The sequence below is a fragment of the Undibacterium sp. FW305-107 genome, assembly GCF_058788535.1.
This window is the reverse complement of sequence record NZ_JBYTAV010000012.1, coordinates 56,659-69,870: the sequence shown is the minus strand read 5'-3', so window position 1 is coordinate 69,870 and position 13,212 is coordinate 56,659. Positions and strand designations below refer to the sequence as shown.

Here is a 13,212-nt window from a genome sequence, read left to right as displayed (position 1 = left end):
GCCTAACCTGGTTTACGAACTCACGATTAACGTTCACCTTTATTAACGTCATTCCTGCGTGCTTTTGGCTGGAATCCGGCGACGCTCGTAAAATACCATCGCATTAATTAATTTCAGATTTTTTCTGTTTTTAACACCCTGATTCTTAATACCTGCACACGTCATTTAAGATTGCCAGCCGGGGGTAGCCCGGCAGCTACTCACCTTTTTTGCTTCGCCAAAAAAGGTAAGCGAAAAAAGGCGACCGAGGCATCGCTGCCCCCTAAAGAGGGTTCCCTTTGCTGCAAGTCAAAAAATGGGAAATCCCCGAAACTCGCTTCGCTCAAACACGGGTATTTCTTCATCCATTTTCTGCCTCGCATCAAAGGCATCGACACATCGGAACTGCGGACGTCAAAAACAACTGCAACCCCAGCGTCACTGCGACCTTAGTTCAAATTTCTAAGCCCACAGTCTATCAACTGCAACGCGAAATCATCACAAAAAATTCGTCGCATCAAACCCAACCAGACTCAGGTTATTGACGTTCTTCAACACGCCCACCAGCACGATTTCATCCGGCGTAATGTTGTTGACATCGAGTTGATTAATCACATACCAGACGCTGGCGTCACCTATGATGTCGGCGGTGATGATGACCATCTTGCTGGCGACGGTGGGGCCGGTGAAGGCTTTGCCTGTGCCGAACAGGGCGGCAATTTTTGTGGTATCCAGGGCGTTGCCCTGTACCGCCAGGACATCACCATTTGCCCAGGCTTTGGGCGTGGTCGCCGCAGCGTTGACGGCGGCGATTTTGGTGGTGCCGGTCTTGTTCAGGAAGGCGGAGAAGTTCAATACATCACCACCCTTGCCTATGGTGAAATTGGTGATGGTATCAACACCATTGGCAACCGGGGTAATGCCGAATGTGTAGGTGTCCACAGCAGTACCGCCCTGCATGGTGTCGTGCCCGCCACCACCGGTGAAAAAGTTCGCGTAATTCGACCCTACCAGCAAATTATTGGCTTCATCGCCCTTGATGGTAGTGGTCACGGTCACCTTGGTGCCAGATGTACCAGTGCTTGTTCCCGTAGTCGCGGCGGCGGCGATCAAACTCAGGTCAACATAATCCACCTGCTTGATGTCGCCGCTCAGCAAAGCCAGGGGTTTGCTGTCCAGTGTCAGCACATCCAGATTCAAGTCAACAACCAGGGGCGTGGTCAATGCACCTTTGCCGCTCAGTAAATGATTGGTTTCATTGAGCGGGATATCGATGTAATTGATCTGCAGATCAGTCTTGATGGCATTGATGATATTGGCAACCTTGCCACCGGTAAAGGAAGTGTTGTCCAGCGTGACAGTCAGGTTGGCGATGTTATTGATACTGGCATTGGCCGTGGCCTTGCCACTCAGGGTCAGGGTAGCCGTTGTATCCGTGGTTTTGACCAGAGTACCCGTCAGACCGGTAGGCACATTGGTCAATTTGCCCAGCGCAGCGCCGACATTGCCCTTGAAGGTATCGCCGGTCAGTGTCAACACAATGCTACTGGTCATGCTGCCATCATTGAGTTGCTGTTCGACGAAGGCCGGTGCTGAATAACTGATACTGCCTATGGTAGGCGTTACTTCAGACGCCTGTGCCACTTTCAAGACCAGTTGCTCGACATTGGTGGGGGCGGCAGCCGCTTCAGCCGCAGTAGGCATGCGGCCTATCAAGGTCGTGTACACCACACTGGCGTAGACCTTGGTCGAGGCCGCAATCTTAAACTCTTGTGACTGCGCAAACTGGTTGACGATCTCGCCACGGGCCATGCCGTTGGTCATTTGTCCTACCCAGTAATCACGGCCTGCCGCATCGGCACTACGGCCAAGTACATTTTGATAAATCAGGTCAAGGAACTGGCTATTTGACAAGTTTGCGCCATATTTGCTGACAAACTCTTCGGACTGGGCAAACACCTGCGCGATCTGGCTATTGCTGCCCCCATTCCTGTGTACACCCATCCAGAAGGTGAAACCGTCCGTATCTGGTATGCGGTTGAAGGCAGCCAGGTACAGGCGCACGATCTGTTCGGCAACCGGGCTATATTCCGGCGCGATCAAAAAGCTGTATTCAACCCCGGCCCGCGTGAGCAAGCCAGAATCAAGGCGGGAGGCATATAAATCCACCGTCTGCTGATCGGGCTGCCTGTCCCAGAGTATCTGGAACAAGCCTGTAACAAATTCTTTATTGGTTTTGGCCATCGTTGCACCTGCATTTATTGCAGCAAATGTTCATATCGGAAACAGCAAGCATGTCCTGGTGGACTGTGACAGTTCACTACTTAACGGCAACTTTTCTCAAAGTTTCAGTGTCCCATCCTGTAGATAGAATAAACTCAGGCTCATTGCCAGATCGAAACCAGGCGCAAAATGCCCTATTTATGCAGTATATGCCAAAAAATTTCAGCGCAATTCATACAACAGCAGCTAAAAAGCCAGTCAATTCAATTTGGTTACGCCCCGATCATTGATAAAATACAAATCATCCGCTCATAGCCCTGGCCTAGCAGCAGAAAGCACTACATCATGAAAATAGCCATTCTCTTCCCGACCCAGACTGAAGCCAGCCTGTTCCAGCGCGAAGGTATTATTACCATCGTCTCTGGTGTCGGGCTTACCGCGACCGCCCATGCAACCCTCAGGGCGATCTATGAATATGAACCAGATATGCTCATCATGGCGGGCATAGCCGGTGCTTATCCGCATTCCAGTTTCAAGGTAGGCGACGTGGCGCTGGTTGAAAGTGAAGTCGAAGGCGACCTGGGCTTTTTTACGCCCGACGGCTTCACTCACCTCGCGCACCTGCCCATAGACATGGAATTTGAACGCCGCCATACACTCACCTGCCCGTTCATTCCGGCAGGCACAGAGTTCCCGAGGGCCCGCAGCATGTCACTGAATGCCGCTATGGCGCACTACGTGAATACTGAATTCGTCGACCTCGAAAACATGGAAGGTGCGGCCTTCTTCTACGCCTGCCTGCAGGAAGACCAGCCTTTCCTGGAATTGCGCGCCATTTCGAATTTCGTCAATGTCGATAATGACGAATGGGATATGCAGGGTTCGATCAAGGCTTTGACGAAAGCCCTGCACCAGCTACTTGATGACATCCAACACTAAATTTTATGCACGGACCAGACCCAAAAAACGCGCACCCGATGCAGGGTTTCCCCCAGGTTTGCTATATCAGGAATACAGTCAGCAACCCGAATATCCTTATCGGTGACTACACCTATTATGACGACCCGGAAGGCGCTGAAGATTTCGAGCGCAATGTGCTGTATCACTTCCCCTTCATCGGCGACAAACTCATCATAGGCAAGTTCTGCGCAATGGCGCGTGGTGTCAGGTTCATCATGAACGGGGCAAACCACAATATGGCGGGCATCTCGACCTACCCTTTCCAGATTTTTGGCAATGGCTGGGAGAAAACACCGATGGACCTTGAAGCCCTGCCCTACAAGGGTGACACCGTCCTCGGCAACGATGTCTGGATAGGCTATGAGGCTCTGATCATGCCGGGTGTGAAGATAGGCAATGGTGCCATCATCTCATCACGCTCTGTGGTCGTCGGCGATGTGCCAGCCTATACCATCGTTGGTGGCAATCCGGCCAAACCGATACGACGGCGCTTTACGGACGATGTCGTCGATACCCTTGAACAAATCGCATGGTGGAATTGGCCTGCAGAAAAAATCAGCCGCCATATCAGTGTTATCACTGCGGGGGATATCGGGGCATTGAAAGCAATTGCTTTGGCTGAATAATTCCGCTCAAGGTATCGCACCAAAGAAACGACCAAAGCAACCTGGCCTCCATGCATCAAAAGACTAATCTCTCCATTTTATTTTTTTAAAGTCTCTACATGAAAATTTCAGATATCCCCTTTGGCACGACCGACTGGTCCAATGTTGAGAAAACCGAACACCCCGGCATTACCGGCAAAGCATACTGGCGCACCTGCAAGTTTGGTGATATCCGTGTGCGCATGGTCGAATATACGCCCGGTTATCTGGCCGACCACTGGTGCAGCAAGGGCCATATCCTGCTGTGCATGGAAGGCGAAATGCTGACCGAACTTGATGATGGCCGCGTGCTGACTTTGAAGGCGGGCATGAGCTACCAGGTTGCTGATGGTGCCGAAGCGCACCGCTCATCAACAGCGACCGGGGCGAAGCTGTTTATTGTCGACTAGGGTCTCGAGCTGCCTTGCGCCTAATGCCTCAACTCTCGCATGTTATATTCGCCTGCAAGATAAATTCCATCTATAAAAACACCATAGGGAACAACAATGAATAAAAAACTGGCCCCCGTATTATTGAGCAGCATACTATGCAGCCTGATGTTGGCAACTGGCCCGACCCAGGCTGAAGATAAAGCCCCCGCCAAAGAAACCATCGCCATCAAGGCTGGCCGCCTGCTTGATGTCGAAAGTGGAAAAGTATTACGCGACCAGCTTATCGTCATTGAAGGCGAACACATTATTGCGATAACGGCCATAGCTGGCACGCCCATCCCGGCAACGGCCAAAGTCATTGACCTGTCCAGGTCCACCGTATTGCCTGGCCTGATTGATGCGCATACCCACCTGACCAGCAATCCGCACCAGCATGGCTACATCTCTCTTGGCACATCTACGGTGCGAGGTGCACTCTACGGTGTCAGGGCTGCGCGCGATACTTTGAATGCAGGTTTCACCACCGTGCGCGATGTAGGTTCTGAAGGTTTTGCTGACATCGCCCTGCGTGACGCCATCAATGATGGTGACTTCCCCGGCCCGCGCATGCTCGCGTCCGGCTATGCCCTGGGCATCAAGGGTGGTCATTGCGACAACAATCTGCTCCCACCTGAATACAATGATGTAGGCAAAGGCGTGGCTGACGGCCCCTGGGCGGCTCGCAGCAAAGTGCGTGAAATGGCCAAATACGGTGCCGACCTCATCAAGATTTGTGCCACTGGTGGCGTATTGTCCAAAGGTGACGCCGCGGGCGCACAGCAATATACTCTCGAAGAAATGCAAGCCATCGTGCAGGAAGCACACAAGCTGGGCCGCAAGGTTGCCGCCCATGCCCACGGTGCCAGCGGCATCAGCGATGCCATACGTGCAGGTGTCGATTCCGTCGAACACAGCAGCCTGATAGATGCAGAAGGCATCAAATTGGCCAAACAACATGGCACATGGCTGGTCATGGACATCTATAATGACGACTATATTCTCAGCGAAGGTGAAAAAGCCGGTTTCTTGCCAGAATCGCTGGCCAAGGAAAAAGAGATAGGCCAGAAGCAGCGCGATAATTTCCGTGCTGCCTTGCAAAGTGGTGCACGCATGGCCTTTGGCTCAGACGCTGGTGTCTATCCGCATGGTGACAATGGAAAGCAATTTTATTACATGGTCAAGTATGGCATGACACCCATGCAAGCCATACAGGCAGCCACCATCAATGCGGCAGATTTGCTGGGACTGAAAGAAAAAGTTGGCAGCATCAAGGTCGGCAAGTTTGCCGACATCATCGCCGTTGATGCAGACCCACTGGCGGATGTGACGAGCCTGACGAAAGTGAATTTCGTTATGAAAAGCGGCAAGGTTTATAAATAGAATTAGTTATTACTAAGAAAAACCTCTCACCACAGAGTCAGAGAAAGACAGAAGAGAATCTCAAGAAAACCAAGCATGGCCATGCGTGATCAGGTTTGGTTTTCATCAATACAAATGTAGAAAGCAGCAATGAATCAAAAACTCAGCATAGATGAATACGACGCACTGGAGCAATTAAGCAAGCTGCCGCGCAATACCAAACCGAATGCCTGCATCAGTCGCAACGCCAAGCGCCTGTGCGGCATCAAGTTCATGACTTACCGTAAAGACGGCACGCTGGAACTGACCGATGCAGGCAGGCAAACCCTGTTCATCAAGCAATGCATAGATGGCCTGCGCGCCATCGCCAATGACCCTGACACTACCCTACCCGGTCCGGTTGCCACCTTCCTCGGCAAGAAGGCGCATGTGGAAGTCAATGCCGAGACTGGCAAGATGTCGATTACCCAGCGTGGTATTGAATGCCTGGCGGATATTGATGCGCAGATAGTGCAGGGGAATAAGTAAGCAGTATCCTGACGACGAAATGTCTTTGAAGACGGCTTGCTGGTCTGCCAATCACACATCCATTATCCACTCGGTGCGTTACAACGCACCCTACGAAGTACGGTAATTTGTAGGGTGCGTTGTAACGCACCGGTTCTTTGTGTTTTTGACCCTGCCATTGCTTTTGTATTTTTGAGCAATGGAAGGACAAAGATTATCGAGTCTGGCTCGCGATCTACCTCAACATCCCAAAATCTCAGCCTGCATCTTCACTCTCCGCCCCAACAAAAACACCATCCCCCCCAAGCCCGTGGATACGATTACGCTGCGCGAATCGTACCTATCTCAGCTTCTATACCTGCCATCTTTCATGGAATTTCACGTCCCAGACAAGCCACGCAAGGCCAACAACACTGCAGGCCAGGCATTACTTTGTGGATCAATCACTGCAAAATGCCCAGCCTCGGGCAGCAGTACCAATTGCATTTTGGGGAAAGCCTTGCAGTAAGCTCCAGGCACGACCGGTGGTACAACTTCATCAAGGCTGCCTTGTAGCACAGTCACTGGCACTGTAGGCGCGGATAATTGCATGGGATCGACATCTGCGCGTTCCAGCGGATTCTTACCCAGAAACTTCTGCACTGCTCCATCACCCAAGCGCAATTCGTGGGCCATGCGCAGGTCGGCGGCGGGTGCCAGGGCAAGTACACCGGTCAGCATTGGTGTGGCGCATTTGACTGCTGCCCACAGCACGAGATGGCCACCGGCAGAATGCCCGACCAATACTATCTTGCCGTTGTGGCGCGCCACCTGATGTGGCAGCATTTCTATCGCACTGGCGATGTCTTCCAGGCTGGCGTCAGGCTTGCCGGGAATGCGGCGATATTCTGGTGTGACGACAGTCCAGCCTTCAGCAGCCAGTGCGCTGGACATCGCCTCGGTATGCTGCCTGTCATATTCTGGTTTCCAAAAACCGCCGTGTATCAACATCACCAGTGGACGTCGTGCACCGTCACTGCCAAAACGTATATCGGCTACCTGGTCTGCATGACTGCCATAAATCAGGCTGTGGTCAGGTGGATTGCCCTTGCGGGTCAGGACGGAAAGGTCTTCAGTCATATTGTTTCCTGCAATGATTTATGTAGAACGGGAGAAGTACGATCAACTCATTGTACCAACCCAGCCTACTTCCCTGTTCTGTGTCTCAGCAAAAAAGCCAGCAACACTCCCAGCGCAGACAAGCCTAGCGCACCAAGATTGCCGATGAAGATGTAAGGTGTCATGCCGGTATAGCCCTGCACGTTTGCAGCCAGCACAGCGCGGGTATTCTCTGGCAATAACTGTTCTACCACGCCCCCTGGCACGATGACTGCGGTGGCCCCGGTGTTCGTTGCACGCAGCATGGGGCGGCCAGTTTCCAGCACGCGCATTTGTGATATCTGCAAATGCTGGGGGATAGCAAAAGAGTTGCCATACCACGCCAGGTTGGATGCATTCAACAAGATGCTGGCAACCGGCTGGCCCGCAGCATGTTGGGCGGATAGTTGCGCAGCAATTTCCTCACCAAACAAATCTTCATAACAGATATTCGGCATCACCCACTGGCCTGCGACTTTCATGGCTGGCTGTATCGGGCCGGAAGTAGAAAACTCTCCCATGGGGATGGACATCATGTTCACAAACCAGCGAAAGCCCGGCGGGATGAATTCACCGAAAGGTACCAGATGATGTTTGTCGTAGCGGTAAGGCTGGGCATACTGGCGCGACATGCCGAGCACGCTATTGGAATACTTGTCAGCACCATCGTGCACACCAACACCAAGGATGACGGTGCTGGCGCTGTCCTGGGCAAAGGTATTCAAGAGTGGCAGATAATCTGGCGGCAATTGCGAAGTCAGCATGGGTAGCGCAGTCTCTGGCGTGACGATGAGGTCAGCCGGGGTTTGCGTGATCATGTCGTGATACAGGGCCAGCGAATCATTCAGATGTTCCTGGCTGAACTTCATGTCTTGCGCAACATTGCCCTGCAACAGGCGTACCTGTATAGGCTCGCCCTGTGGCATGGTCCAGCTGATTTGCTGCAAGCCAAAGCCCGCGCCAAATACGACAACGACCAGAGCAGGCAGAGAAAGTTTTTGCCTGCGGCTAGCATCCGACACCAGCAACAAGGCCAGTGCCGCAGCCAGCAAGCCATTCAACCAGCACAGACCAAGCACACCGATGACAGGTGCAAAACCGGCCAGTGGGCTGTGGGTATGGGCATAACCAGAGATAGTCCAGGGGAAGCCGGTCAAAAAACAGATGCGCAGCCATTCAGCCACGGTAAACAAACCGGGCAAGACCAGCAGGCCAGCGACGGTGGAAGAAATTTTCCAGCGCTGTTGCAGCCAGCGCGTGCCCCAGGCAGCGGCAGCTACATAGACAGACAATGCGCCTGTCAAAAACATCAGGGCCAGCAAGGACAATACGCCAGGCAAGCCGCCGAACACGGTCATGGCATACACCAGCCAGCTGGTGCTGGCCGTCAGCCAGCCCAGACCATAAGCCCAGGCCAGCCAGCCTGCCCGTTTGCGGCTGATGGCGCTATCGCCCTCACGCAAAACCTGGCTGAACAACAAGGCCAGACTGAGGATTTGTACAGGCCAAAAATGGAAAGGAGCAAACGACAGTACATTCAGCCCCCCTGCAACCAGTATCAGCAGGAAGGATGAACGTACAGAAAGGGAAGATAACAAAGACCGCAAAGACATTGCAGCCTTAATCATCAGACCGCACAGTAGGTCTTTGTTCTACCAGCAGCATTTGCACTTCACGCGCATCTGCACGCAAGACTTCGAAGTACAGGTTGCCTATAGAGAATTCATCGCCCATATGCGGCAACTCACCCATATAGTCAGCAACATAAGCACCTATGGTTTCAACATGCTCAGACCCCAGCGTCGTGCCCAGGGTGTTATTGAACTGTTCAAGATCAGTCAGCCCCTTGATGCGCCAGCGTTTGCCATTACCCTTGCTTTCCAGCGCCAGGATATTGTCTTCTTCTTCCTCGAAATCATATTCATCTTCGATATCGCCGACGATTTGTTCCAGCACGTCTTCAATGGTGATAAGGCCGGAGACGCCACCGTACTCATCCACCACCATGGCAATATGATTGCGGTTGGCACGGAAATCACGCAACAAGATATTCAGGCGCTTGGATTCAGGGATGTAGATGACGGGGCGCAGCATGTCACGCACATCAAATGCATCTGAGGCGTAGTAGCGCAGCAAATCCTTGGCCAGCAAGATACCAACCACCTTGTCACGGTCGCCATCGACAGCGGGGAAGCGGGAATGCGCTGTCTCCAGCACTTCTGGCATCCATTCTTGTATGGGATTGGAAATATCGATGACATCCATTTGCGCGCGCGGCACCATGATATCGCGTGCGCACAGGTCAGATACCTGGAACACGCCTTCTATCATTGCCAGTGCATCGGCATCGATGAGGTTGCGTTCTTGCGCGTCGTGCAACACTTCCAGCAGTTCGGCGCGGTTTTCAGGTTCAGGAGAAATCAGGGCGGTCAATCGTTCAAACAATGACCTATGGGGTTTAAGGTCAGATGGTCTGACCTTACTAGAGTGCTCTTGCATAATAGGCGTAACGCCGTTGTTTCAATCCTACAGAATACAACAAATGGCGGTGGTTTCCCAAATTTTGACATGAACTGATACAAAAACTATCTCAAAACATGCTCAAGAGAACATCAAAACCAGGGCAAAGTGGCATTTGTCATGCGTCTGTCACAAATCAATCCCTGTAAATCACAGCACACCCCGCAGCACATCACACAGTATATCCCTGCCCGCTTGCCAGTCCTGCTACCTGTCACGGTATAAGCAATATATCAGCAAGCGTGGTACAAAAACGTCAATTATTTTTTGTGAAATAAAAGATTAAAAAAACAATTGCCTTTAATTTTTCGACAACTTATGCTGATGAAAGCATATCTACATCCGCTATCTGGCGCCAGGAATACGCCCATCCTCCTGTCGACACTGGCACTGACATTGAAGTAGCAGTAGAAGTAACAGCAGCAGCGGCAACTTTACGAATGGAGATTCATCCATGTCAGCAATCATCCAGGCCCTCTTTATCAATCCGCCTATCGCAATTGCCCGTCTGGGTGGCAGCAGTACGCCGCAAGAGGCCTTCCAGTGGATACAAAATCCCAAACCACGCGCCAATGCAGAGACGGTCATTGCCCCTGACTGGTCACTGCGCATCTTGCCCGACAGTTCAGTCGAGCCCTATATGCCGACAGAAATCAGCTTGCGAAATGGAGAACTGATACGACCAGTTGCCCCCTTCTTTGAAATCTGGGCAAAAATGGGCGAGCCCGGTTCGGCAGAAAGCAGTTGGACAGATGCGCCCCTGACCCCGGCCTTGTTGACGCGCTTTAACATCCCGCTCGCCAATCTGACTCTGGAAGTGAACGCGCAAAACCACAAGGCAGCCCGGCGTGCCGCCAACCCGCTTTTGCGCTTCGGCACCACCCCACCTGTGGTGGTGGCTGCTGACAACCATGCAGTCATCCCTCTATTGGGCGTCAGCCCGCCCGCTGCCGTCCCCCCCTATGATACCGGCAGGACGGAATATTCCTCTTGGCAGCATACAGTTCTTGCTCAGCAAACCGCAACCCGCCAATGGCCAGCCTTGGCTGGCCGAAGTCAATGTCGAAGTACTGCGCTTCCGCTTCACCCCTGCGCGGGGCCGCATCTATGGCCCGCCAGATAGCAGCCAGGACCACCCGCCACCGACAGGCAATCCGGCACCACCGGTACTGGCACCTTTCAACTTCCTCAATCCTGATGCAGGCTGGCGCGGTGTCACCGGTACGCAGGCAGAAATCGTCAGCCCCTGGGACACCTATGATGGCGCGGATGTTGGCGATGACAGCATATCACTGGGTGTCGTGGACGATACCTGCGAAGCCAGGCTCAATGTCAGTTTGCGCTTCCCCGGTGCGGCAGCGCGAAGGCTCAGCACGATGGCCAATGTCTTCGTTGCCCCGCCCGATTTTGCCCCGGACCGCAGACCTTTCCTGTCCATGGCGGATGAGATCAATGACCGCAGTGGTGATACGGCACTACGCAACGCCGCCATGACCACTGCCGAACGCGAACGCTGGATAGAAGACCTGTTTGAGCGTGCCTATGAAACCCTGAGCCTGCTCAACGTCGATTACTATCGCAGCCTGCGAGCCATGAGTTTACCGGCCAATGCACGGCGTCCCCAGGCCATAGCCGGTGACGGCATGCGTCTGCCGCTCAGGGCATTTGGCGGACGTGATCTTTTGCGCAATCCGGATTTCACGATACCCAATGCCAATGCTGCCGACCCATTGCCGCTGACGGCGCATGCACGTTCGCGCCACCGCTATCTGTCTGATTTACAGGCCCTGCACGATTTTGTGCAATTGCATCCTGCCCGGCTTAAAGAACTGATACGCCAGAGTTTTCATCTGAGGTCGCCTGAAAGCGCCAATGCCACCAACATGCAGATGCCGCCACTGATGCGCAACTCAAATGCCCTGCCATTGACTCTCAGCACATGGCAATATGATCTGCTGATGAGCTGGGTTGACGACATCGTCCAGACACCCGTTGCTTCACCACTGGGCCGTTCTGCCATTGTCGCCAATCGTGCCAATGAAAGGCGGGATGAAATCCTTGCCAGCATGGGTAGCAGCGCAAATCCTGCTGGTGGCCAGACATGAGTCTGCTGCCACTCCCCTCTGCTGCACATGCACCAGACAGCTACCGCTTCAAATCCAGCCTGGGTCAGCACTTGCTGGTAGTACCGCACAGTCAGATTTATGACCTGCCCGAACAGGAAACTGAGGCTGATACTGATGCTGATGCTGATACCAGCATCGATCATGCCCTCAGCCAGATGCTGGCCCGCACCCTGCATAACGAAGCCAGCCTTGATGCGCTAAGCCTGCCGACAGTACAGAGCCTGTCGCTGAATGTCAGCTCCAGTTGCAACCTGGGCTGTAGCTATTGCTATGCCAGCCAGGGTAATTTTGAGGGCAAACAAAGCAAGGGCATGGACTGGGAGCAAGCCCGCAGCAGCATAGACCGTCTGCTGGCAGAAGCCGATCCACAAGCGCCGCTGACGCTGGGGTTTATAGGCGGCGAACCCTTTGTCAATCGCGCCCTGATACACCAGTGTGTGCATTATAGTGCTGCCCTGGCACGCCAGCAGCATCTGGATTTGCGCTACTCCGTTACCACCAATGGCACCTTGTTGCGCCCCGAAGACCACGAGCTGCTGAGGCAGCATCGCTTTGCCGTCACTATCAGTATTGATGGCGGCAGCGTCGTCCAGAACCGCCAGCGCCCCATGCTCAATGGCAAGCGCGATTCCTTCGCAGCGATACTTGAACATTGCCAGCCTTTGCTGGACACACCCGGCATGTGCAAACTGGCGGCCCGTGCCACTGCCAATAGCCTCTCGCTTGACCTCGACCAGCAGTTTGACGCCATCGCCGCGCTGGGGTTTAAGGATATCGGTTTCTCGCCCTTGCGCAGCGGTTCGGCACTGGCGCTGCAGGAGCGCGACTGGTCAACATATGAACAAGCGATGGTCAGCCTGGCCAGCCGTGAACTGCAACGCGCCTTGCAAGGGCAGCAGATACGCCTGAGTAATTTCGCCACAGCCCTGAAGCAATTGCATGCCGGTTCCAGCAGCCCTTATCCCTGTGGCGCAGGTGGTGGTTATTTTTCTGTTGCCAGTGATGGCGACTGGTATGCCTGCCACCGTGCCATCGGCAATCATGATTACAAGCTGGGTGACCAGCACGCACTGGATGCCCCCAGGCGTCTGCAGTTTTTGCAAGAGCGCCACGTACATGCCCAGACCGATTGCCAGAGCTGCTGGGCGCGCTACCTGTGCTCAGGCGGCTGTCACCAGGAAAAAGCCAGCCGCACTGAGGCCTCTTGCGATTTCATCCGTCACTGGCTGACTTTCTGCCTGCAATCTTATTGTGAACTCAGCCAGGCCAGGCCGGATTATTTTGCCCGTTGCCTGCCATCCCCACGTGCCAGCGTCCCGGCATAAG

12 protein-coding genes are annotated in these 13,212 nt (G+C 53.5%); 8 read left to right on the top strand and 4 right to left on the bottom strand.

Going from position 1 to position 13,212, the window contains the following annotated elements; all coding sequences use genetic code 11:
• Positions 1-477: 477 nt before the first annotated feature.
• Complete coding sequence (locus AC3WQT_RS24150) at positions 478-2,223, bottom strand: DUF4214 domain-containing protein (RefSeq protein ID WP_492707826.1); 1,746 nt, start codon at positions 2,221-2,223, stop codon at positions 478-480.
• Between the two features lie 324 nt (positions 2,224-2,547).
• Between AC3WQT_RS24150 and AC3WQT_RS24145 the strand changes: the two genes are divergently transcribed.
• The 5 genes from AC3WQT_RS24145 (at position 2,548) to AC3WQT_RS24125 (ending at position 6,124) form a co-directional block, all read left to right on the top strand.
• Positions 2,548-3,141 (top strand): phosphorylase family protein, encoded by a 594-nt coding sequence (locus AC3WQT_RS24145; protein ID WP_492707824.1) that lies wholly within the window; start codon positions 2,548-2,550, stop codon positions 3,139-3,141.
• A gap of 5 nt (positions 3,142-3,146) precedes the next feature.
• Entirely contained in the window at positions 3,147-3,788 is a 642-nt protein-coding gene (locus AC3WQT_RS24140; RefSeq protein WP_492707822.1) for a Vat family streptogramin A O-acetyltransferase, read from the top strand.
• Positions 3,789-3,886: 98 nt separating this feature from the next.
• Positions 3,887-4,216, top strand: coding sequence for a DHCW motif cupin fold protein (locus tag AC3WQT_RS24135; RefSeq protein ID WP_492707820.1), 330 nt, complete (start codon positions 3,887-3,889; stop codon positions 4,214-4,216).
• Between the two features lie 96 nt (positions 4,217-4,312).
• Positions 4,313-5,617 (top strand): Xaa-Pro dipeptidase, encoded by a 1,305-nt coding sequence (locus tag AC3WQT_RS24130; RefSeq protein ID WP_492707818.1) that lies wholly within the window; start codon positions 4,313-4,315, stop codon positions 5,615-5,617.
• 129 nt (positions 5,618-5,746) lie between these two features.
• Entirely contained in the window at positions 5,747-6,124 is a 378-nt protein-coding gene (locus AC3WQT_RS24125; RefSeq protein ID WP_492707816.1) for a hypothetical protein, read from the top strand.
• 357 nt (positions 6,125-6,481) lie between these two features.
• Here the strand turns inward: AC3WQT_RS24125 and AC3WQT_RS24120 are convergent, their stop codons facing one another.
• From AC3WQT_RS24120 to AC3WQT_RS24110, 3 genes are all read right to left on the bottom strand, one after another.
• Positions 6,482-7,222: an alpha/beta hydrolase gene (locus AC3WQT_RS24120; RefSeq protein WP_492707814.1), complete on the bottom strand. Its 741-nt coding sequence runs from the start codon at positions 7,220-7,222 to the stop codon at positions 6,482-6,484.
• A gap of 65 nt (positions 7,223-7,287) precedes the next feature.
• Entirely contained in the window at positions 7,288-8,853 is a 1,566-nt protein-coding gene (gene lnt / locus AC3WQT_RS24115) for an apolipoprotein N-acyltransferase (RefSeq protein WP_492707812.1), read from the bottom strand.
• 7 nt (positions 8,854-8,860) lie between these two features.
• Positions 8,861-9,739 (bottom strand): CorC family transporter, encoded by an 879-nt coding sequence (locus AC3WQT_RS24110; protein ID WP_492707810.1) that lies wholly within the window; start codon positions 9,737-9,739, stop codon positions 8,861-8,863.
• Between the two features lie 475 nt (positions 9,740-10,214).
• Here AC3WQT_RS24110 and AC3WQT_RS24105 point away from each other — a divergent pair, with 475 nt between their 5' ends.
• From AC3WQT_RS24105 to AC3WQT_RS24095, 3 genes are read left to right on the top strand one after another with little or no spacing between them, the layout of a single operon-like run.
• The gene (locus AC3WQT_RS24105) at positions 10,215-10,883 is read left to right on the top strand and encodes a hypothetical protein (RefSeq protein WP_492707808.1); all 669 of its coding nucleotides are present in this window, start codon (positions 10,215-10,217) and stop codon (positions 10,881-10,883) included.
• Entirely contained in the window at positions 10,768-11,865 is a 1,098-nt protein-coding gene (locus AC3WQT_RS24100; RefSeq protein WP_492707807.1) for a hypothetical protein, read from the top strand. Before AC3WQT_RS24105 ends, AC3WQT_RS24100 begins: the two co-directional genes overlap by 116 nt.
• The gene (locus tag AC3WQT_RS24095; protein ID WP_492707806.1) at positions 11,862-13,211 is read left to right on the top strand and encodes a radical SAM protein; all 1,350 of its coding nucleotides are present in this window, start codon (positions 11,862-11,864) and stop codon (positions 13,209-13,211) included. Before AC3WQT_RS24100 ends, AC3WQT_RS24095 begins: the two co-directional genes overlap by 4 nt.
• The last annotated feature ends 1 nt before the right edge of the window (position 13,212 follow it).

Coding starts and splice junctions, on each gene's coding strand:
- AC3WQT_RS24150 (WP_492707826.1), bottom strand. CDS start 2,223: ATGGCCAAAACCAATAAAGAATTTGTTACAGGCTTGTTCCAGATACTC.
- AC3WQT_RS24145 (WP_492707824.1), top strand. CDS start 2,548: ATGAAAATAGCCATTCTCTTCCCGACCCAGACTGAAGCCAGCCTGTTC.
- AC3WQT_RS24140 (WP_492707822.1), top strand. CDS start 3,147: ATGCACGGACCAGACCCAAAAAACGCGCACCCGATGCAGGGTTTCCCC.
- AC3WQT_RS24135 (WP_492707820.1), top strand. CDS start 3,887: ATGAAAATTTCAGATATCCCCTTTGGCACGACCGACTGGTCCAATGTT.
- AC3WQT_RS24130 (WP_492707818.1), top strand. CDS start 4,313: ATGAATAAAAAACTGGCCCCCGTATTATTGAGCAGCATACTATGCAGC.
- AC3WQT_RS24125 (WP_492707816.1), top strand. CDS start 5,747: ATGAATCAAAAACTCAGCATAGATGAATACGACGCACTGGAGCAATTA.
- AC3WQT_RS24120 (WP_492707814.1), bottom strand. CDS start 7,222: ATGACTGAAGACCTTTCCGTCCTGACCCGCAAGGGCAATCCACCTGAC.
- lnt (WP_492707812.1), bottom strand. CDS start 8,853: ATGTCTTTGCGGTCTTTGTTATCTTCCCTTTCTGTACGTTCATCCTTC.
- AC3WQT_RS24110 (WP_492707810.1), bottom strand. CDS start 9,739: ATGCAAGAGCACTCTAGTAAGGTCAGACCATCTGACCTTAAACCCCAT.
- AC3WQT_RS24105 (WP_492707808.1), top strand. CDS start 10,215: ATGTCAGCAATCATCCAGGCCCTCTTTATCAATCCGCCTATCGCAATT.
- AC3WQT_RS24095 (WP_492707806.1), top strand. CDS start 11,862: ATGAGTCTGCTGCCACTCCCCTCTGCTGCACATGCACCAGACAGCTAC.